This window comes from Rikenella microfusus DSM 15922 (assembly GCF_000427365.1).
Lineage (GTDB): Bacteria > Bacteroidota > Bacteroidia > Bacteroidales > Rikenellaceae > Rikenella > Rikenella microfusus.
The window spans coordinates 2529971-2552643 of sequence record NZ_KE386488.1 but is presented as its reverse complement, the minus strand read 5'-3'; the positions used below and the strand labels follow the sequence as shown (position 1 = coordinate 2552643).

Genomic DNA, 22673 nt, shown 5'->3' with positions numbered 1-22673 from the left:
GTTACCGTTTAAAAAGTTGTTTGACCGCCTCGCGGTTGGCGACGGCAGCGTTGAATAGCAGTTCCATGTCGAGCGGCGATTCGTCGCCCGATTCGTTGGGCTGCACGCCCCAGCGACCATGAACGGTCTGCTCGGCATACAGGGCGGATTCGTTTTCCTCCAGATGGACGAACCGCAGCTTCTCGGTAACTTCTCCCGTAGTGGCATTCAACAGGATTTCGCTGCCGTCGAGCACGACCACCGAATCGATCAGCCGATCCAGGTCGCGCACCTGATGGGTGGAGATGACGATCGTACGGTTTTCGTCCGCCACCGAAGCGATCAAGCGCCGGAACGAGCTTTTGGACGGAATATCCAACCCGTTGGTCGGTTCGTCCATCAGCAGCAACGGCGTGTTGCAGGCGATGGCGAACGCGATGCAAGCCTTTTTCTTCTGGCCGAACGACATCCGGTGCAGACACTGCGATTCGGACACCTCCAGTTCGCGCATCAATTCCGACAACTGCCCGCGCGAAAAGTTCGGATAGAAACATCCGTACACCCGTGCATAATCGTTCATGTTCATACGCGGCAGGTCGAACTCTTCCGGCAGCAGGAACACTTCGCTCAGGAAACCCGGTTCCCGTTTCCGGGGGACGCGGCCCAAAACCGTGATTTCGCCGGACCTGGGAAACAACAGCCCGGCCGTCAATTTCAGCAACGTGGTTTTACCCGCCCCGTTTTTCCCCAGAAGCCCGTAAACGGCTCCTCGTCGCAGTTCCAGCCTGAGGCCGTCGAACAGGCGGCCTCCCCGATAACCGAACGATACGTTTTCAAAGTTTATCATAGTCGTTTGTTTTATTTTTGACATACCTGCTTTCCTATGAGTCCCGCACGCCATTGCAACCACCGTCCCATGCCGAAACCGGCCAACGACCAGATGGCTAATTGCAAAACGATGTTCCGTGCGTTCAGATTCAATTCGTCGCCCCAGCACAACTGATCGAAAAGCGGCACGAAAAACATCGGGAAATACCCCAACCCAGTCCCCATAGCATCAGAACGCGCTTTTGCCGATTTTCGGCCGGTGTCGATCGTCGCTTCACAATAGTGTATCATTGGATTAGTACACTGCAAATGTATATATTTTGTTCGTATTTGCAAATATCCTGTTAAAAAAATATATTTGGTTCATTGAAAATAGCATGAAACGATTCCTGTTCTGTATCCTCCTGGTCCTGTCCGCCCTGAAGGGCTACGGGGCGAAGACCTGTCTGTCCGTTTTCCAAATCAACATCTGGAACGATGCCGCGATGGTTCCCGGAGGATTCGACGGCCTCGCAGACGAAATCGCGCGTCTGCGGCCGGACATCGTCTTGCTGTGCGAAATTCGCAATAACGGATCGTCGTTCATAACGCGCATGCAGCAGGCTTTGCAGGAACGAAAAGCAAATTATGAAAACGGACTGTCGGAAGGGAATGTAGGGATTCTTTCGAAATATGCGATGGAACGGGATTCGCTGCGCGGTTTGGATCCGGCTACCGACGGAGCCGCGCTGAAAGTCCGCATACGAGTGGGCGGGACGGAAACCGTCGTCTATTCGGCTCATCTGGATTATACGCACTACGCTTGCTATCTGCCCCGCGGATACGACGGGGTCAGTTGGGAGAAGTTGGGGGCTCCGGTAACGGACGCGGAATCGATCGAAAAAATGAACGACGAATCGCTGCGGGACGAGGCGATCGGCCGGATCATCGCGGACGCGGAACATGAAAAAGGACATTTCCTCATTCTGGGAGGAGACTTCAACGAGCCGTCCCGTTCAGACTGGGACGAACGCACCCGCCATCTGCGGGATCACCGCGGCGCAACCGTAAACTGGATTTGTTCGGCATTGTTGGACGAAGCCGGATTCAAAGACAGTTACCGTACCCGGTATCCCGATCCGATCACCCATCCCGGATTCACGTACGGCATCGATAACCCGGACGTCTCGCTGGACAAACTGGACTGGGTACCCGAGGCCGACGGCCGCGACCGCATCGACTTTATCTATTACCGTCCCGTCAGCGGAGTGAAATTGAAAGACGCGATGGTCGTCGGTCCGACGGGCTACATTGTCCGAGGCCGGAGGATCGAGGAACGGACACGCGACAAGATCGTTGCTCCCTCAGGCAAATGGCCTTCCGACCATAACGGCGTCCTGGCGGTTTTCACCCTGCGGTAATCCGCGGGATGTATTCCTGAGAGCATGTCGTCCAGGGCCGGATCCCGCATAAAACTTTTATATTTGCGCACTACCCACCTCAAATAAATCAATGATGACCCAAACCTCTTCCCGCCGCATCCCGTGGCTCGATGTGCTGCGTATCGTCGCCTGCGCCATGGTCGTGCTCGCACACTGCTGCGACCCTTTCGTCGCCCGGTTCGACGCCGACCGCACCGAATTTCTTTCCGGCGCAGGCTGGGGCAGCCTGATGCGGGCCAGCGTTCCGCTTTTCGTGATGATCTCCGGCGTATTGCTGCTCCCCGTCCGGCTCGAAACCGGCGCTTTCTATCGCCGCCGGCTGGGCCGGATCCTCTGGCCGCTGGTACTGTGGAGCCTCGTCACTCCGCTCCTCTATCTGGCCTACGGACATGCCGAAGCAGCCAATACGACCTATAACATAGCCACTTTCGTCCTGAATTTCAATTATACGACCACTCCGCTCTGGTACCTCTACATGCTGGTCGGCCTCTACCTGATACTTCCGGTCGTTTCGCCGTGGATCGCGCAGGCATCGCGTCGGGAACTCAAACGGTTTCTCTGTATCTGGGGCTTCACGCTGTTCATTCCCTATCTCCGCGTCATCGCCCCGCTGCTCGGATACGCCGGCAACTACGGCCACACCGGACTGTTCGGCGAATGCGCGTGGAATCCTTTCGGGACTTTCTATTACTTCAGCGGATTCCTCGGTTATATCGTGCTGGCGTTCTACCTGAACAAGTTTCCTCCGCAAAGTTCCCGAAGCCTCATCCTGACCCGTTCGGCCCTGCTCTTCGCGCTCGGCTATGCGCTCACGTTCGGCGGTTTCGTGCTGACCCAAAAATTCTACCCGACCGACTACAATTACCTGGAGATCCCCTGGTTCTTCACCGGTTTCAATGTGTTCCTGATGGCCTACGGCCTCTTTACCGCCCTGCAAACCATCCGGATCGCCAACGACAGAACGGCAGCCCGGTTGAGCCGGTTCGCCGCGCTGACATTCGGGATTTATCTCTGCCATTTTTTTATCGTACAATTAGGTTACGACTTCGTTTACAACCACATCCCCCTGCCCGCGTACCTCCGGATTCCGGTCATCGCCGTGCTGGCTTTCGCCGCCTCTGCGGGTGTGGTATGGTTGTTGCAGAAACTGCCGTTCCGCAAATATGTGGTCGGATAGTCCGCGTATCTTATCGGAGAGACGGACGTGCCGATACGCGTACGATAATTTCGTGCAACGGTTAAACTTTCGGCCCGCAGATCGCTCCAAAAGATATACGACAACCGGTCACAGACCCTAAAAACCAAGACATATGAAAAAAATCCTCTTCGTCGCTTCGGCGCTCCTGATCGCCGGCGCCGCGACGGCACAGAATCCGGACATGAAAATGAATCGGAATTACGTGGAGATCAACAGTTCGGCGGATACGCTGGTCGCTCCCAACAAATTCCGCATCTCGATCACGATTTCCGAAGCCCCGAGCAAAGGCAAGACGACCATCGCCGACCTCGAAAAATCGCTGGCGACCGCACTCAAGGCTTCCGGCGTAGACATCAAGAAACAGCTCGTTATTACAGGGCAGTCCAACACGGACGGCAAACGCAAGGACATTTACCAGTACAAGAATTACCTGCTGACCCTCACCGAACCGACAATGGTGGAGACCGTGTTCGACGAGTTGCAGGCGAACGGGATCGCCAACGCTTCCCTGACTCAAAGCACGCGCAGCGACCTGAAAGAATTGCAGGCGCAGGTACGGGTGAAAGCCATGAAGAATGCGCAACAGACCGCCGGCGAACTGGCGGCTGCCGTGGGACAGAAAATCGGCAAAGCCATTGTGATCGAAGCCTACTCTTCCGCTCCCGAAGCCGTTGCCATGCGTAACGTGTTCGCAGCGAAAAGCGGCAACGCCTTGCAGGCGGACTCCATGCCGGACCTGAATTTCAACGACGTGCGCGTCAATCAGAACGTAACCGTCCGCTTCGTGCTGGAATAGGCCGATAATCGTTATTTTGTTGGTAATTTAACAAAACGGCGGGTATATCCCGCCGTTTTTCGTATATTGCGGGCTGGAACAGAGTTAAGGAAAATTTTTCAAAACGAAAAATCATGGTATTCGACATCGAGATGATCCGGCAGAGGTACGCCGGGATGCCGCAGGCAGTGGCCCAGATCCGCAAAGCGACAGGCAGTGCACTGACGCTGGCCGAGAAAATACTGCTGACCCATTTGCACGACAAAGGACAGCAGCCGGTTTTCCGACGCGGCGAAGATTACGTCAATTTCGCGCCGGACCGTGTCGCCATGCAGGACGCTACGGCACAAATGGCCCTGCTCCAGTTCATGAACGCGGGGCGCAGCCGCGTAGCCGTACCTTCGACGGTACATTGCGACCATCTGATCCTGGCCGACAGCGGGGCCGGAAACGACCTGCCGGCGGCCAGAGAGACCAATAAAGAAGTTTACGACTTTCTGGCTTCGGTCTCCAACAAATACGGAATCGGGTTCTGGCGGCCGGGCGCAGGGATCATCCACCAGGTCGTGCTGGAAAACTACGCTTTCCCCGGCGGGATGATGATCGGCACCGACTCCCATACGCCGAACGCCGGCGGACTGGGCATGATCGCCGTAGGTGTCGGAGGAGCCGATGCGGCTGACGTGATGTCGGGCATGCCGTGGGAACTGAAGATGCCGCGGCTCATCGGCGTGAAACTCACCGGCCGTCTGAACGGCTGGGCTTCGCCGAAAGACGTGATCCTGAAACTGGCCGGCATCCTGACCGTCAAAGGCGGAACGAACGCTATCATCGAATACTTCGGAGAGGGCGCCGCCACCCTCTCGGCCACCGGCAAAGCGACCATCTGCAACATGGGGGCCGAGGTGGGCGCCACCACCTCTCTCTTCCCCTACGACCGGAAAATGGCCGACTACCTGCGGGCCACCGGCCGCGCGGAAGTGGCGGAACTGGCCGACGAAATCGCCCGGGAATGCCTGACCGCCGATACCGCCGTTCTGGAGCACCCCGAACGGTATTACGACCGCGTGATCGAAATCGACCTGTCGGCTTTGGAACCCTATATCAACGGACCGTTCACCCCCGATGCAGCGGCGCCCATTTCGGAATTCGTGCGCATCGCCCGGGAAAAAGGCTATCCGGAACGGATGGAAGTGGGGTTGATCGGATCGTGCACCAACTCCTCGTACGAAGACCTGACCCGCGCCGCCTCGGTGGCCCGCCAGGCCGCCGAAAAGGGGCTGAAGGTACAGGCCGAATACATCATCACCCCCGGTTCGGAACAAGTACGCTACACCGCCGAACGGGACGGGTTGCTCGCAGACCTGGAAGCGATCGGCGGCGTGGTGATGGCCAACGCCTGCGGTGCCTGCATCGGCCAGTGGAAACGCCATACCGACGATCCGAAACGGGCCAATTCGATCGTCACCAGTTTCAACCGCAACTTCGCGGCGCGGAACGACGGCAATCCGGCCACGCACGCTTTCGTCGCTTCGCCCGAACTGACCACGGCGCTGACCATCGCCGGACGCATCACGTTCAACCCGCTGACCGACACGCTCGTGAACGAACGGGGAGAAAACGTCCGGCTGGATGCGCCGCAAGGCCATGAATTGCCGGCCAAAGGCTTCGCCGTGGACGACCCCGGCTACCAGGCTCCGGCCGAAGACGGTTCGTCCGTGGAGGTCGCCATATCGCCCGAGTCGCAACGTCTCCAGCGTCTGGAACCGTTCGCGGCCTGGGACGGAGACGATTACGAAGATCTGCGCCTGCTCATCAAAGCGCAGGGAAAATGCACGACCGACCATATCTCGGCGGCCGGCCCGTGGCTGCGCTTCCGGGGACACCTCGAAAACATTTCGGACAATCTGCTGATGGGAGCGACCAACGCTTTCAACGGAGGAGCCGTAAACAGCGTGCTGAACCCGCTGACGGGCGATTACGAAAAGGTCTCTTCCGTGGCCAAAGCCTATAAAACCGCCGGAATGGGCAGCATCGTCGTCGCACAGGAAAATTACGGGGAAGGTTCCTCGCGCGAACACGCGGCCATGGAACCGCGTTTTCTGAACGTCAAAGCGGTACTGGCGCAATCGTTCGCCCGTATCCATGAGACCAACCTCAAAAAACAGGGAATGCTGGCCCTGACTTTCGCCCATAAGGAAGACTGGAACAAAGTGCGCGAAGACGACCGGGTGTCGATCCTCGGCCTGAAAGCGTTCGCCCCCGGTCGGCCGCTGACCGTAGTGCTGCGCCATGCCGACGGCACCGAAGAGACCTTCGAAGCGAACCACACATACAATGCGCTGCAAATCGAATGGTTCAAAGCCGGCAGCGCACTCAACCTGATTAGCAAAAACACGAAATAGCCATGGGAAAAATCACCATCAAGAACGGGAAATTACAGGTTCCGGACTCGCCGGTCATCCCCTTCATCGAAGGCGACGGTATCGGCGTGGACATCTGGCCAGCCACGCGCCGCATCGTCGATGCGGCAGTGGCCCGATGCTACGGCGGGAAGCGCAAAATCGAATGGAAAGAGGTGCTGGCCGGCGAAAAAGCCTTCCGGCAAACCGGCAACTGGCTGCCGGAGGAGACGCTGGAAAACTTCCGCGAATACCTCGTCGGGATCAAAGGCCCGCTGACTACTCCGATCGGCGGCGGCATCCGTTCGCTGAACGTGGCCCTGCGCCAGGAACTCGACCTGTACGTCTGCCAGCGGCCGACCCGTTATTTTCAGGGCGTGGTGACGCCGCTCAAACGCCCGCAGGACGTCGATATGGTCATCTTCCGTGAAAATACGGAAGACATCTACGCCGGTATCGAATGGCAGACCGGGACGCCCGAAGCGAAAAAGATACTGGATTTTCTGGTGAACGAAATGGGAGTGAAAAAAATCCGTTTTCCGGAAACCTCCTCTTTCGGTATCAAACCGATCTCGAAAGAAGGCACCGAACGCCTCGTCCGCGCGGCCATCCGGTACGCCATCGACCACAAACTGCCGTCGGTGACACTCGTCCACAAAGGGAATATCATGAAATTCACCGAAGGTTCGTTCAAAAACTGGGGTTACGAACTGGCACAACGTGAATTCGGCGAACAGACATTCACCTGGGCCGAATGGGAGCGCATTAAGAAAGCCGAGGGCGAAGAAGCGGCCAACGCGGCACAGACCGCGGCGGTCGAAGCCGGAAAAGTGATCGTGAAAGATGCCATCGCCGACGCCTTCCTGCAATGGACGCTGCTCAAGCCACGCGAATTTTCGGTCATCGCCACCCCCAACCTGAACGGCGATTACATCTCCGACCAGCTGGCCGCCATGGTGGGCGGCATCGGCATCGCGCCCGGCGCCAACATCAACTACATGACCGGCCACGCCATTTTCGAAGCCACGCACGGCACCGCTCCGATCCATGCGGGCAAAAACAAGGCGAACCCCTGTTCGCTGCTGCTCTCGGCCGTGATGATGCTTCAGTACATGGGATGGAACGAAGCCGGCGAAGCCATCGTCAGCGCTATGGAAAGCGCCTTCGGCGAAGGAAAAGCCACCTACGACCTCGTCCGTTTCATGGACGGCGGCACGAAACTTTCGACCAGCGAATTCGCCGACCTGCTCATTTCCAGAATCACGACTAACTAAGACTCCGCGATGAACAAAGACTACCTGATATACAAACTCTCGGAGACCGTCAAAGAGACGGCCCGGATCGACAGCGAACTGTTCAAATGCTACGGCGTGAAACGCGGCCTGCGCAACGAAGACCATTCCGGGGTGCTGGTCGGCCTGACCAACATCGGCGACGTGGTGGGTTACGAACGGCTGCCCGACGGCAAAGGTCTCAAAGCCATTCCGGGCAAACTGCTCTACCGGGGCATCGAAGTATCGGACCTGGTGCACGGCGTACAGGCCGAAAACCGGCTGGGATACGAAGAAACGGCATTCCTGCTGCTGTCGGGTTATCTGCCCGACCGCGAGGAACTGGAAACCTTCACCGACCTGCTCAACGAGCAGATGGTACTGCGCCATGCCACCAAGATGAACATTCTGCAACTGTACGGGAACGACATCATGAATATCCTGGCCCGTTCGGTACTGGTGCTCTACGCTTTCGACGAAAACGCGGACGACACCTCGCGCGACAACCTGATCCGCCAGTCGGTGGACCTCATCGCCAAGTTCCCGTCGATCATCGCATACGCCTACCATACGATGAACCACAACAAAAACGGCGGTTCACTGCACATCCGTATTCCGAAACCGAACTTCTCGCTGGCCGAAAACTTCATCTACATGATGAAAGGTTCGAAAGGTTATACCCCGCTGGACGTGAAAGTGCTCGACCTCTGCCTGATCCTGCATGCCGAACACGGCGGGGGGAACAACTCGACCTTCACCACGCGCGTGACCAGTTCGTCCGGAACCGATACCTACTCCTCCATCGCCGCCGCCATCGGTTCGCTGAAAGGCCCGTTGCACGGGGGAGCCAACCTGCAGGTGATCGACATGTTCACCCACCTGCGCGAAACGATCTCGGACTGGACGGACGAGAAAGAGGTCAAAGAGTACCTGATGCGGATGCTCCGTAAAGAGGTTTACGACAAAAAAGGGCTGATCTACGGGATCGGCCATGCGGTATATACCGTTTCCGACCCGCGCGCGCTGTTGCTCAAAGAGATGGCCCGATCGCTGGCCAAAGAGAAAGGGCGCGAGGACGAATTCGCATTCCTCGAGCTGATCGAACGCCTCGGCGTCGAGAGTTTCATGGAGTTCAAAGGCAACTCGGTCAATAAACGGGTATGCGCCAATGTGGACTTCTACTCCGGTTTCGTGTACGACATGATCGGCCTGCCGCGCGAAGTCTATACGCCGCTGTTCGCCATGTCCCGCATCGCCGGCTGGGTGGCCCACCGTATCGAAGAGCTGAATTTCGACAGCCGTCGCATCATCCGACCGGCTTACAAGAACGTAGCGCCCGCAACGGAATACAAACCGCTGGATAAACGCTGACCGCGCCATCTAATTACACCTGTCGTAATCCGGCACAATCGATGAATAGATTGTGCCGGATTTTTCATACGGGAATTTCCCGGTAAAAAACCGGCCAATCGCAACGACCGGAACAAAAGAACGGCGATACTGCGATTTTGGCCCGGTTTTCGCTACTATTCCGACCGTCAAACGCGGTCCCGACTGAAAAATCGCATCCGATCGCCGAATCGTACAATAATTCATTTTAAATATAAGTTTTATTAGATGATAATAATTCCGAATTAAATCTTATCTTTGCAATACGGAATCAATCGGCACCGGCCGAAAAAACGACATAATCCATTATTAACCAATAAAAACTGTTTCAATCATGACTACGATCATCAACACGACGGTTCCCGAATTCAAGGTACAGGCTTATCATGACGGTGAATTCGTAACCGTCACGAACGAAGACATCAAAGGCAAATGGGCCATTTTCTTCTTCTATCCGGCGGACTTCACGTTCGTCTGCCCGACCGAACTGGTCGATATGGCCGAAAAATACGATAAATTCAAAGCCATGGGCGTCGAAGTCTATTCGGTCAGCACCGATTCCCACTTCGTGCACAAGGCATGGCACGACGCTTCGGAAAGCATCCGCAAAATCAAATATCCGATGCTGGCCGACCCGACCGGTGCCCTTTCCCGCGCTTTCGGCGTTATGATCGAAGAGGACGGCATGGCCTACCGCGGTACGTTCGTGGCCGATCCCGAAGGCAAGATCAAACTGGTGGAAATCCAGGACAACAACATCGGCCGTAACGCAGACGAGCTGCTGCGCAAAGTGGAAGCCGCGCAATTCGTGGCCGCCCATCCCGGCGAAGTGTGCCCGGCCAAGTGGAAACAGGGCGGCGAAACGCTCAAACCGAGCATCGACCTCGTCGGCAAAATCTGATCCGCCATGCTGGACAACTCGCTCAAAGAGCAACTGCTCCAAATATTCCAGGGACTCGAAGCCGATTACGTGTTCGACATAACGGTCGGGGCGGCTCACCCCTCGCGCCGCGAACTGCTGGAGCTGCTGGAAGAGACGGCCTCGTGCTCGGAACGGCTCTCCTGCCGGGTCAGCGACGGCGACGGACTCCAATTCCGCATCCTGCGCGAAGGAGACGACCTCGGTATCCGTTTCCGGGCAGTGCCGAACGGACACGAATTCAGCTCGCTGCTGCTCGCCGTGCTGAACGCCGACGGCAAGGGTAAAAACCTGCCCGACGACATGACACGGCGCCGGATCGAAGCGTTGAAAGGAGACATCGACCTGACGACTTACATGTCGCTGACCTGCACCAATTGTCCCGATGTGGTACAGGCGCTGAACCTGATCGCCATTCTCCATCCGGGGATCACCCACACGGCCGTGGACGGGGCATTGTATCCCGACGAAGCCGAACGACTGAAGGTACAGGCCGTGCCGGCCGTCTTCTACGGCGACGAACTGATCCATATCGGACGAGGCACGCTGGCCGAACTGCTGGACAAGCTGGAAGAACGTTTCGGCACCGCGGGAGGGGACGGCGTTCCCGTTGTGCGGGAATACGACCTGCTCGTGGCAGGCGGCGGCCCCGCAGGGTCGTCGGCCGCGATCTACGCCGCCCGCAAAGGGCTGCGCGTAGCCGTGGTCGCCGAACGGATCGGAGGACAGGTCAATGAAACGGTAGGCATCGAAAATCTGATTTCCGTGCCCTATACGACCGGAGCGACCCTTGCGGGAGATTTGCGCAAGCATATGGAGGCGTATGGAATCGACATTTGCGACAACCGTAAAATCGAACGGTTCACCTCGGACGGCAGTACCAAAGAACTGCATGCCAAAGGCGGCGAAATATTCCGCGCTCCGCAACTGATCGTCGCCACGGGAGCTTCGTGGCGTAAGCTGGGCGTAGCCGGCGAGAGCGAATACACGGGTCGCGGCGTGGCATTCTGTCCGCATTGCGACGGCCCGTTCTATGCCGGCAAACACGTCGCGGTGATCGGAGGCGGCAATTCGGGCGTCGAAGCCGCCATCGATCTGGCGGGGATCTGTTCGCAGGTTACCGTACTGGAGTTCCTCGAAACGCTGAAAGCCGACCAGGTGCTGCAAGACAAACTGCGCAGCCTGCCCAACGCGGATATCCATACGAACATCCAGACGCTGGAAGTGCTGGGCGACGGCAGCCGTATGACCGGCCTGCGCGTCAAAGACCGCGCTACCGGCGAGGAACGGACGCTGACGCTCGACGGAGTATTCGTCCAGATCGGCCTTTCGGCCAACAGCGCCCTGTTCGCCGATGCGCTCGAAACCAACCGGGCCGGCGAAATCGTTACGGACAAAAACTGCCGTACTTCGGTACCCGGTGTTTACGGCGCAGGCGACGTAACGGACGTCCGTTACAAACAGATCGTCATCGCGATGGGCGAAGGGGCGAAAGCCGCCCTCTCCGCCAGCGAAGACCGGATCAAAGGGGTTCTCTGAACCTCTGTTCCTTCATGTGAAAGCGAGCTTTGCATTATTTTGCAAAGCTCGCTTTTTATTTGTCGGCCAGCCGTGCCAGCCCCATTTTATCCCGGATAACGATCCTACGGCGTTCCGCCGCGATCAGTCCGTCCGCCTGCATCCGGGCGATTTCCCGTTCGAGCGACGGCCTCGAAATGCCGAAATATTCCGCAAGAGCGGTTTTCGTCTTGTCCAATTCGACCGTGTCCGACCCCGACTCTTTGGATAGATGCAACAGGTACAAAGCCATTTTTTGCCGGATCGTCCGAAAAGCCATGAAGTGCAGTTTACGGCTCAGGCGCACGGCGAAATCCGCCGACAGGCCGAGGTAATTTTCCAGCACCCGCTCGTTCATAGACAACATCCGCAGTACCGACCGTTTCGGAATGACGACCGCCTCTACCGCTTCGCGGGCCGTCGCCGATACGGGAAAGCGGTTGTCCTTGCCGAACAGGAACAGGATCGCCAACGGACTGGGGGCTTCGATATCCTCCACTTTGATCAGTTTTCCCGAAGGATCGGTCATCTCGCCCTTGACACTGCCTCGCAGCAGGATAATCAGCCGGTTTACCGGTTCGTCCTGCATGGCGAGCATCTCGCCTTTGTCAAACCGCTCTTCGCGTATCCGGAGCGTTCCGAATATCCGCTCCAACTCTTCCGGAGAGACGCCCCGGAACAGCGGAAGACGGGCCAACTGTACATAATCCATCGCCGAATCTTTTCCGCAAAACTAAAATATATCTCCGAGTGTAACAATGGCGACACTTCGAGGAAAACCGGCTTCTTACATTTGTTGCCGAATGACAAGGAGTTACGAAATGGAACGAACCGTAATCAAAATAGACGAAGAACGATGCAACGGATGCGGGAAGTGCGTGAGCGGTTGCCACGAAGGTGCCCTGCAAGTAGTGAACGGCAAGGCGGTCGTGGTCAGCGACCTCTATTGCGACGGGCTGGGCGCCTGTATCGGAGAGTGTCCTGTCGGGGCCATCACGCTGGAGAAACGGAAAGCGGCGCCTTACGACGAGGCGGCCGTGATGGAACGTTTGGTTCCCAAAGGCCAGGCCGTCGTCCTGGCCCATCTGAAACATCTGAAAGACCACGGGGAAACGGAATGGCTGCGACAAGGCCTGGACTACCTGAAACGCCGCGACCTGTATCCGGATTTGGAGAGAACCGGTCTGTCTCCGACAGAATCCCGAATAGGGGCGGCAACCTGCACCTGCCCCGGAGCCACCGCCCGCGAAATCGCCCGTCCCGGTTTCCGCCTTGCCGTCACCCCGCAAAGAAAAGACGGCGGACAACTTTCGGCATTGAGACAATTTCCGGTACAGCTGCACCTGCTCAATCCCCGGGCCGGATTCCTGAAAGATGCCGACCTGCTGTTGGCGGCCGACTGCACGGCTTTCGCCTGCGGCGACTTTCACAGTCGTTTTCTGTCGGGCAAGACTCTGGCTATCGCCTGCCCCAAACTCGACGGCAATCTGCCGGTCTATGTAGAAAAACTGACGGAAATGATCGACATCGGCGGTATCGGTACCTTAACGGTTCTGATTATGGAAGTCCCCTGTTGCCAGGGACTTGTACGAATAGCCATGCAAGCCCGCGAACATGCCCGGCGGAATATTCCGCTCACGATAACCGTACTCTCCGTTTCTGGCGAGGTTATTGATACCAAGTGGATTTAAAATATACGACTTTGCCCAAAATCATGTAGCGATCTCCCTGAACGACCTTGGCACTCGAACCGGGGTTTGCTCCGCTTAGGGGGGCGGTCGGAATACGCAGGTATGCGCAAATAGAGTAAAGGGTATCTTTTACTTAAAACTAATCGTTTAAATATACAAAATGATGGAAATGTTTTGTTATCAATGTCAGGAAACGGCCCAGAACAAAGGCTGTACGCTCAAGGGGGTATGCGGGAAAGAACCCCGTACCTCCGCTCTGATGGACGTATTACTATACGCCGTACGCGGAGAGGCGATCGTGAACCGTGAACTCCGCCGTAAAGGGAATCCGGAAATCCGGGCCAGCCGCCAGATGCTCGACGCACTGTTCTGCACGATCACCAATGCCAATTTCGACGACAGCGCCATTCGCGAAAAAATCGCGGCGGCGCTGACCATGAAAAACGAATTGATCGGAGTCGCCCAAAAAAGGGGCATCGCCCTGCCCGACCTGCCGGAAACGGCTTTCCATCCTGCGCCGGCCAATTATGAAACCGTAGCGTCCGGAATCGGCGTGCTGAGCATGACGGACGAAGATACCCGTGCGTTGAAACAGCTGGTCATTTACGGCTGCAAGGGAGCGGCCGCCTACACCGAACATGCGCTCAATCTCGGATTCGAGGACAACGACGTTTACGAAATGCTGGAAAATGCGCTGGCCGAAGTGAGCCGACCGGACATCGGAATCAACGAACTGACGGCCTTGGTGCTGAACGTAGGCGAATGCGGAGTGAAAGCGATGGCCCTGCTCGACAAAGCGAACACCGCCTCGTTCGGAAATCCGGAAATTACGAAAGTGAATATCGGCGTAGGCCGGCGGCCGGGGATTCTGGTCAGCGGCCACGACCTCAAAGACTTCGAAGAGTTGCTGGAACAGTCCAAAGACGCAGGCATAGACATTTACACCCATAGCGAGATGCTTCCGGCCCACTACTACCCTGCTTTCAAGAAATACCCGCACTTCGTCGGCAACTACGGCAACGCATGGTGGAAACAGCGGGAAGAGTTCCCGACGTTCAACGGTCCGATCCTGTTCACCACCAACTGCATCGTTCCTCCGTTGAAAAATGCGAACTACGCCGACCGGATCTATACCACGGGTTCGGCAGGACTTCCGGGCGCCACGCATATTCCTGGCCGCAGGGACGGCAAGCCCAAAGATTTCTCGGCGATCATCGAACACGCCCGGAAATGCGCTCCTCCCACGGAGATCGAGCACGGCGAGATCATCGGCGGATTCGCCCACAACCAGGTCGTAGCCTTGGCCGACAAAGTGGTCGAAGCCGTGAAGTCCGGCGCCATCCGCAAGTTCGTCGTCATGGCCGGCTGCGACGGTCGCTTCAAGGCTCGCGAGTACTATACTCGTTTTGCCGAAGCGCTGCCCGCCGATACGGTGATCCTGACCGCCGGATGCGCCAAATACCGGTACAATAAACTGGCTCTCGGCGACATCGGGGGGATTCCCTGTGTACTCGATGCCGGACAATGCAACGACAGTTACTCGCTGGTGCGGATCGCCCTCACTTTGCAAAAGGCTTTCGGCCTGAAAAGCGTGAACGACCTGCCGATCGTCTATAACATCGCCTGGTACGAACAGAAAGCGGTCATCGTTCTACTGGCGCTGCTGAGCCTCGGTATCCGGAATATCCATATAGGGCCTACCCTGCCGGCATTCCTGCCGCCGAACGTAGCGAAAGTACTGGCCGAAAAGTTCGGACTCGGTACCATTTCGACGGTCGATGAAGATATGAAAAACTGGATTCAATAAATTGTCGTTATGAAAGACGTGTTTTCGAAATCGGCCGTATTCGGACTCCGGGATGCGATCGAATATGCGGAAGGAGGGATAGTCAGCAAACAGGTACTGAAAAACGATGCGGGCAACGTTACGCTGTTCGCGTTCGACAGCGGCCAGGGGCTGAGCGAGCACAGCGCACCATTCGATGCGCTCGTGCAAGTCATAGACGGCGAGGTTGAAATACGGCTCGGCGGCCAGCCCCTGTACCTGAAAACGGGCGATGCGGTCATCATGCCGGCCGGGATACCTCACTCGCTTCGGGCGGCAACCCGTTTCAAGATGATGCTTACGATGATAAAAGGGTAAAAACAGACCGCTTCCCGTGCAAAAAAAGCGGGACAGACCTGAAAGAGATCTGTCCCGCTTTTATCGTTCTACTCCGGGAACCGGTCTATTTCAACCGGGCCAGCATGTTTTCGACATTGTGCTCGATACGCTCCTGAATGGCCTGTTCGGAGGCCGCATCGGCGCCTCGATCGAACTTCTCGCCGGTAATGTGCTCGTACAACTCGATATACCGTTCGCTCACGCTGTCCACGAACGCATCGGTCAGTTCCGGCATCACGTCGCCTTTGCGGCCCTGGAAATGATGTTCCATCAGCCATTCGCGCACAAACTCTTTGGAGAGTTGCCGCTGCTGTTCGCCCTTGTCGAAACGTTCCTGATAACCGTCCGCATAGAAATAACGCGAACTGTCCGGAGTATGCACTTCGTCGATCAGGTAAATCTCGCCGTCCTTTTTCCCGAACTCATACTTGGTATCCACCAGAATAAGCCCGTGTTTCGCCGCGATTTCCGTCCCGCGCTCGAACAACTGCATGGCGTATTTTTCCAGCACGGCGTAATCTTCGGCCGATACCAGCCCCTGAGCGATGATCTCCTCTTTCGAGATATTCTCGTCATGCAACCCCAGTTCCGCCTTGGTGGTCGGCGTGATGATCGGTTTGTCGAATTTCTGGTGTTCGCGCATCCCTTCGGGCAGGGGTACGCCGCAGATCGAACGTGCCCCGGCCTTGTAATCGCGCCACGAGCTGCCGGTCAGGTATCCGCGTACGATCATCTCCACCGGGAACGGTTCGCACTTGTGCCCGACGGTGACCATCGGGTCGGGAGAGGCGATTTTCCAGTTCGGGCATATATCGACCGTGGCGTCCAACGCTTTGGAGGCGATCTGGTTCAGTACCTGGCCCTTGAACGGAATCCCCTTGGGCAGCACCACGTCGAAGGCCGAAATACGGTCGGTTACGACCATGACCAGATATTTGTCGTCGATATTGTAAACGTCGCGCACCTTGCCTTCGTACAAAGATTTTTGACCGTCGAAGCGCATATCGGTCTTTACCAATGCTTTCGCCATGATTTTGAAAAGGTTTATGTAAACTTTAATGAGTTGAATGCTCGTCGAACGCCTGCACGATATGTTTCACCAAATCGTGCCGCACGATGTCTTTTCGGTCGAATTCGACCACGGCGATCCCTTCGATTCCGCGCAACATCCCGATCGCCGGCATCAGACCGGAATCGTTTTTGACCGGCAGGTCGATCTGGGTAATGTCCCCCGTCACGATGAATTTCGCGTTGCGTCCCATGCGCGTCAGGAACATCTTGATTTGCGACAGGATCGTGTTCTGCGCCTCGTCCAGAATCACGAAAGCGTTGTCCAGCGTCCGTCCCCGCATATAGGCGAGCGGGGCGATCTGCACGATGCCTTCGGCCATGTAATCCTGCAATTTTTTGGGCGGGATCATATCGTTCAGCGCGTCGTACAACGGTTGCAGGTACGGGTCGAGTTTCTCTTTCATATCCCCCGGCAGGAAACCGAGTTTTTCGCCGGCTTCGACCGCCGGACGAGTCAGTATGATCCGTTTCACCTCTTTATTCTTCAAGGCCCGCACGGCCAAAGCGATCGCCGTATAGGTCTTTCCGCTCCCCGCAGGCCCCACGGCGAACAACAGGTCGTTTTTGCCGTACAACTCGACCAGTTTCCGTTGATTGGCCGTCCGGGCACGGATCACATTCCCGTTGTTCCCGTATACGATCGCGTCGTCGTCCGCCGCATGGCCCGTTTCGCCGGTTCCGCTCGTCTTTACTGCCGCCGCCGGACGAGCATGTACCGGAGTGTCGAAAATCTGGTCCAACACCTCGCGCGACAAATGGCCGTAACGACCGTAGTATTGAATCAACTGGCCGAAACGGTTTTCAAAACGGGCGATCTGCTCTTCCGAGCCGAACAGTTTCATCGTTCCTCCGCGCGCCACGATCTTCAGTTCCGGAAATTTCCCGGCCAAATAATCGAAATTGGCGTTGGCGGGACCGTAAAAATCCACCGGATCGATGGTTCCGGCGAGGTCGATGATTTTTTCGCTCATACGATTGATATACCGCAATACTGTTATTTGAGAATCATATAACCGATCGTAACGGCCACCCTGCGTTCCTTGACTTTCAGATCGGGCGTGTAACTTTGGCTCACACCCTGGTCGGTGATATTCGTAAAGTTGCCGCAGAAACGGGCGTCCAGCGTCAGCCGGCCGAGATCGACCCCCACGCCGGCCTGGTAGCCCATGACGAAATTCTGAAGCCGCGGCGCTACTTTCGCCTCTTCCAAGCCGGCGTTCATCACTTCGTCCATCGGGAAGCGGAACGACGGCCCCAGCATCAGACGCACGATCGAGAATTTCCAACCGACCAGTACCGGCACTTCGATCCAGTTGGAACGGATCTTCAGCTTATCGCCGTATTGCCCGCCACCGCCGTTGGTCGCATCGATCGGGAACGACCCGCTGGTACGGGCATATACGATTTCCGGCTGGAGCAGGAACCCCATCGGCAGCCGCAGACGGGCTTGAAACCCCAGTTCGAACCCCGGTTTGGTACTGCTTTCGTCGTAACGGTCCTGGCTGCCGGAAAAGACATATTTCAGATCGGAATTATTGACCAGCAGACCGCCTTTGACCCCGAACTGAAAGAAAGACTGGGCCTGCGCTGCGGAAAAACCGCCGCAGGCGATCAACAGAAGGAGAAAAATCTTTTTCATTCGGAATCCGTATTTGGTAAAACCCCTAAACCGTTCTCGGAACGAACGGCCTATCCGCAGACAAAGATACGTCAATTTTCGGTTACAGCAACGGGCTGAAAAGCCGCGCCACGGACTCTTTGAATATATCGGTACGCGACCGGGTGGCCCACCGCTTCCGCGTCAGGCGGGTGCATCCCTCCAGATCCGACAGGAACCTCCGCTCGATGCGGTCCGTCACCTGTCGGTCGTAAATCATGGCCGTCACCTCGAAATTGTCCTCGAAACTGCGGTTGTCCATATTGGCCGTCCCGATCGAACTGAAATGGTTGTCGATGGTCATGATTTTGCTGTGGTTGAAACCCTTCCGGTAAAGATAGACCTTGATGCGGGCCTCCAGCAATTCCGCTATATAGGAACGCGAAGCCCAATAGACGATCTTGCTGTCGGAACGCGACGGAAGCATGATCCGCACGTCGATTCCGCTGAGGGCGGCCACCTTCAGCGCCGTCAGCAGCGACTCGCCCGGCATGAAATAAGGGGTCGAAATATAGATATGGTCCGTCGCCTTGTTGATCGCCGCGAAATAGGCCTGCATGATCGTCGCCCAGTCCGAGTCCGGACCCGATGTGGCGATCTGTACCGCCGTATCGCCCGAATATCCGTCCTGCACTGCCAGGTACTTCTCCTTGTCGCGGAGCTGTATGCCGGTAGCGAAATACCAGTCGGTCAGGAAAGTAAGCTGCAACATATGCACGGCGGTCCCTTCGATCTTCAGGTGCGTATCGCGCCACGGGCCGTGTTTGGTACCGTGCAGGTAGCGGTCGGCGATGTTCAGCCCGCCGGTATAGCCGACCTTGCCGTCGATCACCGCGATTTTGCGGTGGTTGCGGTAATTGATCTTGCTGGTGAGCCACGGAAATACGACCGGCATGAAACAGTGCACCTGCACCCCGGCCTCCCGGAGCGAACGGATAAAACTCCGCTTGAGGTTCCAGCTTCCCACATCGTCGTAAATGAAACGCACCTCCACCCCGGCCTTCGCCTTGTCTTTCAGTATTTCCGCTATCCGGCCTCCCAACGCGTCGTTCTCGAAAATATAGTATTCCAGGTGGATGAACGACTCGGCCCGCTTCAACGCGTCGATCAGCGACGAGAACGTCTCTCCGCCGTCGTCGAGTACCTCCAGCCGGTTATTGGTGGTCAGCAGCGATTTGTTGCTGTTCAGCAGCAGGGTGATGATCTCCCGGTTGGAAACCACTTCCGGGTTGGCGAAACTGTCTATTTCGCGCAGTTGTTTGTAGCTCAGATTTTCGAACTGCTTGAGGTCTTTGATCTCTTTCCGGTTGAAGATTTTCCGCTTGCGATAGTCCTGCCCGAAAAAGACGAAAAGCCCGATCCCGATGAACGGCAGCAGGACGATGACCGCGATCCAGGACAATGCCCGCACCGGATCGCGCCGTTCGTGCAGCACGGTAAAAACCGTCGCGACTACGACCAGCACGTAGAATACCAGCAGGGAATAGATGACGATGCGCCAGATATACATAACGCTAAGTTAGCGTTTTTTCCCTCCGGATATTCCCGCCGGTACAAAGAAAAGCCGTTTCAGGCTTCGTGGATGTCCTGGTATTTGTACCCTACGCCTTTGACCGTCACGATATAGTCCGCCCCGATCTTCTCGCGCAGCTTGCGGATATGCACGTCGATCGTCCGTTCGCCCACTACCACGTCGTCGCCCCATACGGCGGCGAATATCTCGTCCCGCAAAAATACTTTCTGCGGTTTGGAATAGAGCAGCGCCAGGAGTTCGAACATCTTGCGCGGGAGGACGATCTCCTCGCCGTTCTTGAGCACCACGTAACGTTCCCGGTCGATGATCAGCGACCGGCGGTCGGGTTCCGCTTCCTGCGATTCCGCGGAACCGGCACCGCTGTCGACCCGTTTGAGCAACGCCCGGATCCGGCTCACCAGCACATTCGGCCGCACCGGTTTGGCGATATAGTCGTCCGCGCCGGCATCGAACCCGGCCACTTGCGAATAATCCTCGGCGCGGGCCGTCAGGAATGCGATCACGGCGTCTTCGGTCTGGGGCATCTTCCTGAGCCGGCGGCACGCCTCCATACCGTCCATGCGGGGCATCATCACGTCGAGCAGCACCAGGTGCGGCGATACCTCGGCCGCCGTCCTGAGCGCCTCCTCCCCGTCCGATGCGGTATAGACATCGTATCCTTCCTTTTTCAGATTATAGCGGATAAATTCCAGAATATCCGCCTCGTCGTCCACGATCAATATCCGGTAATTCATAGTTTTGTCCGATATTTGCATAAACCAGGCTGCGCACCGACGACGGGCCGGGCCCGGCCGGTATTTTGTCATTGCAAGTTTAACGCATAATCGCGGAATTACGCTTAAGTTTGCGGAATTTTAACAGAAAGTTAATCATGAACAGTACGATGAACCTGCTGCTGCGTGCCGCCATTGCCGCTGCGGCCAGCGACCGGGAGAAATTCGTGGATAAAGTCAGTTCGCTGATCGAAGAAAAAGCCGGCACTTCGCCCGAAACGGCCGAAAACATTGCCGGCGGCATCGACCGTCTGGTCGATATGCTGGACCAGCGACTCTTTTTCGAACAGCTGACCGGTTCGGGCGGCGCCGACACGGCCGCGCTGGAAAAGAAAATCGACCGCCTGACGGAAGCCATCGACAAGCTGAACGCCAACCTCGAAAAGATCGCCGGCAAATGAAACTGACCAACATCTACATAGGTTACCTGAAAGTGAACCGGGCGATGGAAATCGCCGGGATACTGATCCGCCAGGGGTTCGACGAGCTGATCGCCCGCACGTGGCTCGGCCGGCGCATCCGTAAACGGCGCATCCGCCGGTCCAAACCGGTCTATACCACCGAAGAGCGGCTGCGCCTGACCATCGAAGATCTGGGGCCGACATATATCAAATTCGGACAGATACTGGCCGACCGGCCGGACGTGGTTTCCGAACGGTTCCGCAACGAGCTGAAAAAACTGCAATCCCGCGCCCTGCCGTTCGACGACCAGCTGGCCCGCAACCTGATCGAGGACGAACTGAGCGCCCCGATCGAAAAGGTGTTCGCCACTTTCGACGAAACGTGCATGGCTTCGGCCTCCATCGGGCAGGTATATGGCGCGACGCTGCCGGACGGATCGCCGGTGGTGGTCAAGATCCGCCGGCCGAAAATCGAACAGAAAATCAAGCTCGACCTCTACCTGATGCGGTTTCTGGCGGCCAAACTGGCCAAGAATTACCCGGAAATGGCGGCGATCAACATCGTAGGGGTGGTGGACGAGTTCGGCGAAAGCATTCTCCGCGAACTGGACTATAACAACGAGGCGGCCAATATCCTGCGGTTCCAGCAGATGTTCGAAAACGATCCGACGGTTTATATCCCGAAAGTCTATCTGGAATACACCACCCGGCGGTTGCTGGTGATGGAACGCGTCACGGGGATCACGCCGGACGACCCGACCGTGCTGAAAGCCAACGGGCTGGATACGCAGCAAATCGCGCTCAACGGCGCGAACGCCCTGCTGACGATGATTCTCCGGCACGGTTTTTTCCATGCCGATCCGCATGCCGGCAACATTTTCATCATGCCGGGCAACGTGATCGCCTTTATCGACTTCGGCATGGTGGGCGTGCTGACCCCGCGCGACATGAACTTCCTGGCCAACATCTCGCTGGGATTCGTGCGGCGCGACCCGACCGTGATCGCCGACTCGTTGATCACGCTTTGCAACGTCCGCTTCTTCAAAAAACGCGACGAGCTGATTTTCAGCCTGCAACAGATGACCGCGCAATACAGCCACGTGCCGATCGACAAACTGGATTACGCAGGCATGATCCAGCAGTGCATCGACCTGATTACTAAATATTCGCTTCAGATACCGAACGGCATCTTCATGCTGGTCAAATCGTTGGCCACTATTCAGAAGGTGGCCGAAAAGCTGGATCCGGATATTCCGTTCACGCCGCTGATCACACCGTATGCCAAAGATGTCATCATGCAGCGTTTCTCGCCGCGCAAACTGGCGGGCGAACTGTACCAGACGCTCAAGAATTACGCGAACCTGGCGCTGAACCTGCCGGGCGACGTGAGCGAAATCCTCTACAAGCTCAAACAGGGCGAGATACGGCATAACATCCGGTTCGAAAACAGCGAAATGCTCCAGAAAGCGGTTCGGAACGTCGGTTTCCGAATGGCCTACGCCATCATTCTCGTGGGGCTGTTCATCGGTTCCGTACTGCTGATCAACACCCGTTCCGACCTGGCCTATGCCAAATTCCTGCTGTGGGCTTCGTCGATCCTGATCTTCATTCTGATCCTCAAATGGATGTTCCGGCGGAAATAA

At 56.8% G+C, this 22673-nt stretch carries 21 protein-coding genes; 13 read left to right on the top strand and 8 right to left on the bottom strand.

Annotated features, from left to right (window positions below; translation table 11 throughout):
• Position 1 precedes the first annotated feature (1 nt).
• On the bottom strand, positions 2-826 hold the full coding sequence (locus RIKMI_RS0111680; protein ID WP_027291767.1) for an ABC transporter ATP-binding protein: 825 nt from the start codon (positions 824-826) through the stop codon (positions 2-4).
• Positions 827-837: 11 nt separating this feature from the next.
• Positions 838-1098 carry a hypothetical protein gene (locus tag RIKMI_RS14065; RefSeq protein WP_027291766.1) on the bottom strand — a complete coding sequence of 87 codons (261 nt, stop codon included), beginning with the start codon at positions 1096-1098 and terminating at the stop codon, positions 838-840.
• 86 nt (positions 1099-1184) lie between these two features.
• Between RIKMI_RS14065 and RIKMI_RS0111670 the strand changes: the two genes are divergently transcribed.
• From RIKMI_RS0111670 to ahpF, 8 genes are all read left to right on the top strand, one after another.
• Entirely contained in the window at positions 1185-2207 is a 1023-nt protein-coding gene (locus RIKMI_RS0111670; RefSeq protein WP_027291765.1) for an endonuclease/exonuclease/phosphatase family protein, read from the top strand.
• Positions 2208-2298: 91 nt separating this feature from the next.
• Positions 2299-3405: an acyltransferase gene (locus RIKMI_RS0111665; protein ID WP_336433353.1), complete on the top strand. Its 1107-nt coding sequence runs from the start codon at positions 2299-2301 to the stop codon at positions 3403-3405.
• A gap of 133 nt (positions 3406-3538) precedes the next feature.
• Positions 3539-4222 (top strand): SIMPL domain-containing protein, encoded by a 684-nt coding sequence (locus RIKMI_RS0111660; RefSeq protein WP_027291763.1) that lies wholly within the window; start codon positions 3539-3541, stop codon positions 4220-4222.
• Positions 4223-4335: 113 nt separating this feature from the next.
• Positions 4336-6606, top strand: a complete 2271-nt coding sequence (locus RIKMI_RS0111655) for an aconitate hydratase (protein ID WP_027291762.1) — start codon at positions 4336-4338, stop codon at positions 6604-6606.
• A 2-nt stretch (positions 6607-6608) separates the two neighbouring features.
• A complete protein-coding gene (gene icd, locus RIKMI_RS0111650) occupies positions 6609-7877 on the top strand; it encodes an NADP-dependent isocitrate dehydrogenase (RefSeq protein WP_027291761.1) in 1269 nt (422 codons plus the stop codon).
• Between the two features lie 9 nt (positions 7878-7886).
• Entirely contained in the window at positions 7887-9245 is a 1359-nt protein-coding gene (locus tag RIKMI_RS0111645; protein WP_027291760.1) for a citrate/2-methylcitrate synthase, read from the top strand.
• 352 nt (positions 9246-9597) lie between these two features.
• A complete protein-coding gene (ahpC, locus tag RIKMI_RS0111640; RefSeq protein ID WP_027291759.1) occupies positions 9598-10164 on the top strand; it encodes an alkyl hydroperoxide reductase subunit C in 567 nt (188 codons plus the stop codon).
• A 6-nt stretch (positions 10165-10170) separates the two neighbouring features.
• Positions 10171-11721 carry an alkyl hydroperoxide reductase subunit F gene (gene ahpF, locus RIKMI_RS0111635; protein WP_027291758.1) on the top strand — a complete coding sequence of 517 codons (1551 nt, stop codon included), beginning with the start codon at positions 10171-10173 and terminating at the stop codon, positions 11719-11721.
• A 55-nt stretch (positions 11722-11776) separates the two neighbouring features.
• On the opposite strand, the gene RIKMI_RS0111630 is transcribed toward ahpF, so the two are convergent.
• Entirely contained in the window at positions 11777-12451 is a 675-nt protein-coding gene (locus RIKMI_RS0111630; protein WP_027291757.1) for a Crp/Fnr family transcriptional regulator, read from the bottom strand.
• A gap of 109 nt (positions 12452-12560) precedes the next feature.
• Here RIKMI_RS0111630 and RIKMI_RS0111625 point away from each other — a divergent pair, with 109 nt between their 5' ends.
• From RIKMI_RS0111625 to RIKMI_RS0111615, 3 genes are all read left to right on the top strand, one after another.
• Positions 12561-13430 carry an ATP-binding protein gene (locus RIKMI_RS0111625; RefSeq protein ID WP_027291756.1) on the top strand — a complete coding sequence of 290 codons (870 nt, stop codon included), beginning with the start codon at positions 12561-12563 and terminating at the stop codon, positions 13428-13430.
• A 163-nt stretch (positions 13431-13593) separates the two neighbouring features.
• Positions 13594-15237 (top strand): hydroxylamine reductase, encoded by a 1644-nt coding sequence (hcp, locus tag RIKMI_RS0111620; protein ID WP_027291755.1) that lies wholly within the window; start codon positions 13594-13596, stop codon positions 15235-15237.
• A gap of 9 nt (positions 15238-15246) precedes the next feature.
• The gene (locus tag RIKMI_RS0111615; RefSeq protein WP_027291754.1) at positions 15247-15573 is read left to right on the top strand and encodes a cupin domain-containing protein; all 327 of its coding nucleotides are present in this window, start codon (positions 15247-15249) and stop codon (positions 15571-15573) included.
• A gap of 85 nt (positions 15574-15658) precedes the next feature.
• Here the strand turns inward: RIKMI_RS0111615 and RIKMI_RS0111610 are convergent, their stop codons facing one another.
• From RIKMI_RS0111610 to RIKMI_RS0111590, 5 genes are all read right to left on the bottom strand, one after another.
• Positions 15659-16624: a phosphoribosylaminoimidazolesuccinocarboxamide synthase gene (locus tag RIKMI_RS0111610; RefSeq protein ID WP_027291753.1), complete on the bottom strand. Its 966-nt coding sequence runs from the start codon at positions 16622-16624 to the stop codon at positions 15659-15661.
• Between the two features lie 25 nt (positions 16625-16649).
• On the bottom strand, positions 16650-17636 hold the full coding sequence (locus tag RIKMI_RS0111605; protein ID WP_027291752.1) for a PhoH family protein: 987 nt from the start codon (positions 17634-17636) through the stop codon (positions 16650-16652).
• A gap of 23 nt (positions 17637-17659) precedes the next feature.
• A complete protein-coding gene (locus RIKMI_RS0111600) occupies positions 17660-18304 on the bottom strand; it encodes a porin family protein (RefSeq protein ID WP_027291751.1) in 645 nt (214 codons plus the stop codon).
• Between the two features lie 82 nt (positions 18305-18386).
• On the bottom strand, positions 18387-19832 hold the full coding sequence (gene cls / locus RIKMI_RS0111595) for a cardiolipin synthase (protein ID WP_027291750.1): 1446 nt from the start codon (positions 19830-19832) through the stop codon (positions 18387-18389).
• A gap of 59 nt (positions 19833-19891) precedes the next feature.
• Positions 19892-20590, bottom strand: coding sequence for a response regulator transcription factor (locus RIKMI_RS0111590; RefSeq protein WP_084135288.1), 699 nt, complete (start codon positions 20588-20590; stop codon positions 19892-19894).
• Positions 20591-20727: 137 nt separating this feature from the next.
• Here RIKMI_RS0111590 and RIKMI_RS0111585 point away from each other — a divergent pair, with 137 nt between their 5' ends.
• Both RIKMI_RS0111585 and RIKMI_RS0111580 read left to right on the top strand, forming a co-directional pair.
• Positions 20728-21030 carry a hypothetical protein gene (locus RIKMI_RS0111585; protein ID WP_027291748.1) on the top strand — a complete coding sequence of 101 codons (303 nt, stop codon included), beginning with the start codon at positions 20728-20730 and terminating at the stop codon, positions 21028-21030.
• Positions 21027-22673 (top strand): ABC1 kinase family protein, encoded by a 1647-nt coding sequence (locus tag RIKMI_RS0111580; RefSeq protein WP_027291747.1) that lies wholly within the window; start codon positions 21027-21029, stop codon positions 22671-22673. Before RIKMI_RS0111585 ends, RIKMI_RS0111580 begins: the two co-directional genes overlap by 4 nt.

Coding starts and splice junctions, on each gene's coding strand:
- RIKMI_RS0111680 (WP_027291767.1), bottom strand. CDS start 826: ATGATAAACTTTGAAAACGTATCGTTCGGTTATCGGGGAGGCCGCCTG.
- RIKMI_RS14065 (WP_027291766.1), bottom strand. CDS start 1,098: ATGATACACTATTGTGAAGCGACGATCGACACCGGCCGAAAATCGGCA.
- RIKMI_RS0111670 (WP_027291765.1), top strand. CDS start 1,185: ATGAAACGATTCCTGTTCTGTATCCTCCTGGTCCTGTCCGCCCTGAAG.
- RIKMI_RS0111665 (WP_336433353.1), top strand. CDS start 2,299: ATGATGACCCAAACCTCTTCCCGCCGCATCCCGTGGCTCGATGTGCTG.
- RIKMI_RS0111660 (WP_027291763.1), top strand. CDS start 3,539: ATGAAAAAAATCCTCTTCGTCGCTTCGGCGCTCCTGATCGCCGGCGCC.
- RIKMI_RS0111655 (WP_027291762.1), top strand. CDS start 4,336: ATGGTATTCGACATCGAGATGATCCGGCAGAGGTACGCCGGGATGCCG.
- icd (WP_027291761.1), top strand. CDS start 6,609: ATGGGAAAAATCACCATCAAGAACGGGAAATTACAGGTTCCGGACTCG.
- RIKMI_RS0111645 (WP_027291760.1), top strand. CDS start 7,887: ATGAACAAAGACTACCTGATATACAAACTCTCGGAGACCGTCAAAGAG.
- ahpC (WP_027291759.1), top strand. CDS start 9,598: ATGACTACGATCATCAACACGACGGTTCCCGAATTCAAGGTACAGGCT.
- ahpF (WP_027291758.1), top strand. CDS start 10,171: ATGCTGGACAACTCGCTCAAAGAGCAACTGCTCCAAATATTCCAGGGA.
- RIKMI_RS0111630 (WP_027291757.1), bottom strand. CDS start 12,451: ATGGATTATGTACAGTTGGCCCGTCTTCCGCTGTTCCGGGGCGTCTCT.
- RIKMI_RS0111625 (WP_027291756.1), top strand. CDS start 12,561: ATGGAACGAACCGTAATCAAAATAGACGAAGAACGATGCAACGGATGC.
- hcp (WP_027291755.1), top strand. CDS start 13,594: ATGGAAATGTTTTGTTATCAATGTCAGGAAACGGCCCAGAACAAAGGC.
- RIKMI_RS0111615 (WP_027291754.1), top strand. CDS start 15,247: ATGAAAGACGTGTTTTCGAAATCGGCCGTATTCGGACTCCGGGATGCG.
- RIKMI_RS0111610 (WP_027291753.1), bottom strand. CDS start 16,624: ATGGCGAAAGCATTGGTAAAGACCGATATGCGCTTCGACGGTCAAAAA.
- RIKMI_RS0111605 (WP_027291752.1), bottom strand. CDS start 17,636: ATGAGCGAAAAAATCATCGACCTCGCCGGAACCATCGATCCGGTGGAT.
- RIKMI_RS0111600 (WP_027291751.1), bottom strand. CDS start 18,304: ATGAAAAAGATTTTTCTCCTTCTGTTGATCGCCTGCGGCGGTTTTTCC.
- cls (WP_027291750.1), bottom strand. CDS start 19,832: ATGTATATCTGGCGCATCGTCATCTATTCCCTGCTGGTATTCTACGTG.
- RIKMI_RS0111590 (WP_084135288.1), bottom strand. CDS start 20,590: ATGAATTACCGGATATTGATCGTGGACGACGAGGCGGATATTCTGGAA.
- RIKMI_RS0111585 (WP_027291748.1), top strand. CDS start 20,728: ATGAACAGTACGATGAACCTGCTGCTGCGTGCCGCCATTGCCGCTGCG.
- RIKMI_RS0111580 (WP_027291747.1), top strand. CDS start 21,027: ATGAAACTGACCAACATCTACATAGGTTACCTGAAAGTGAACCGGGCG.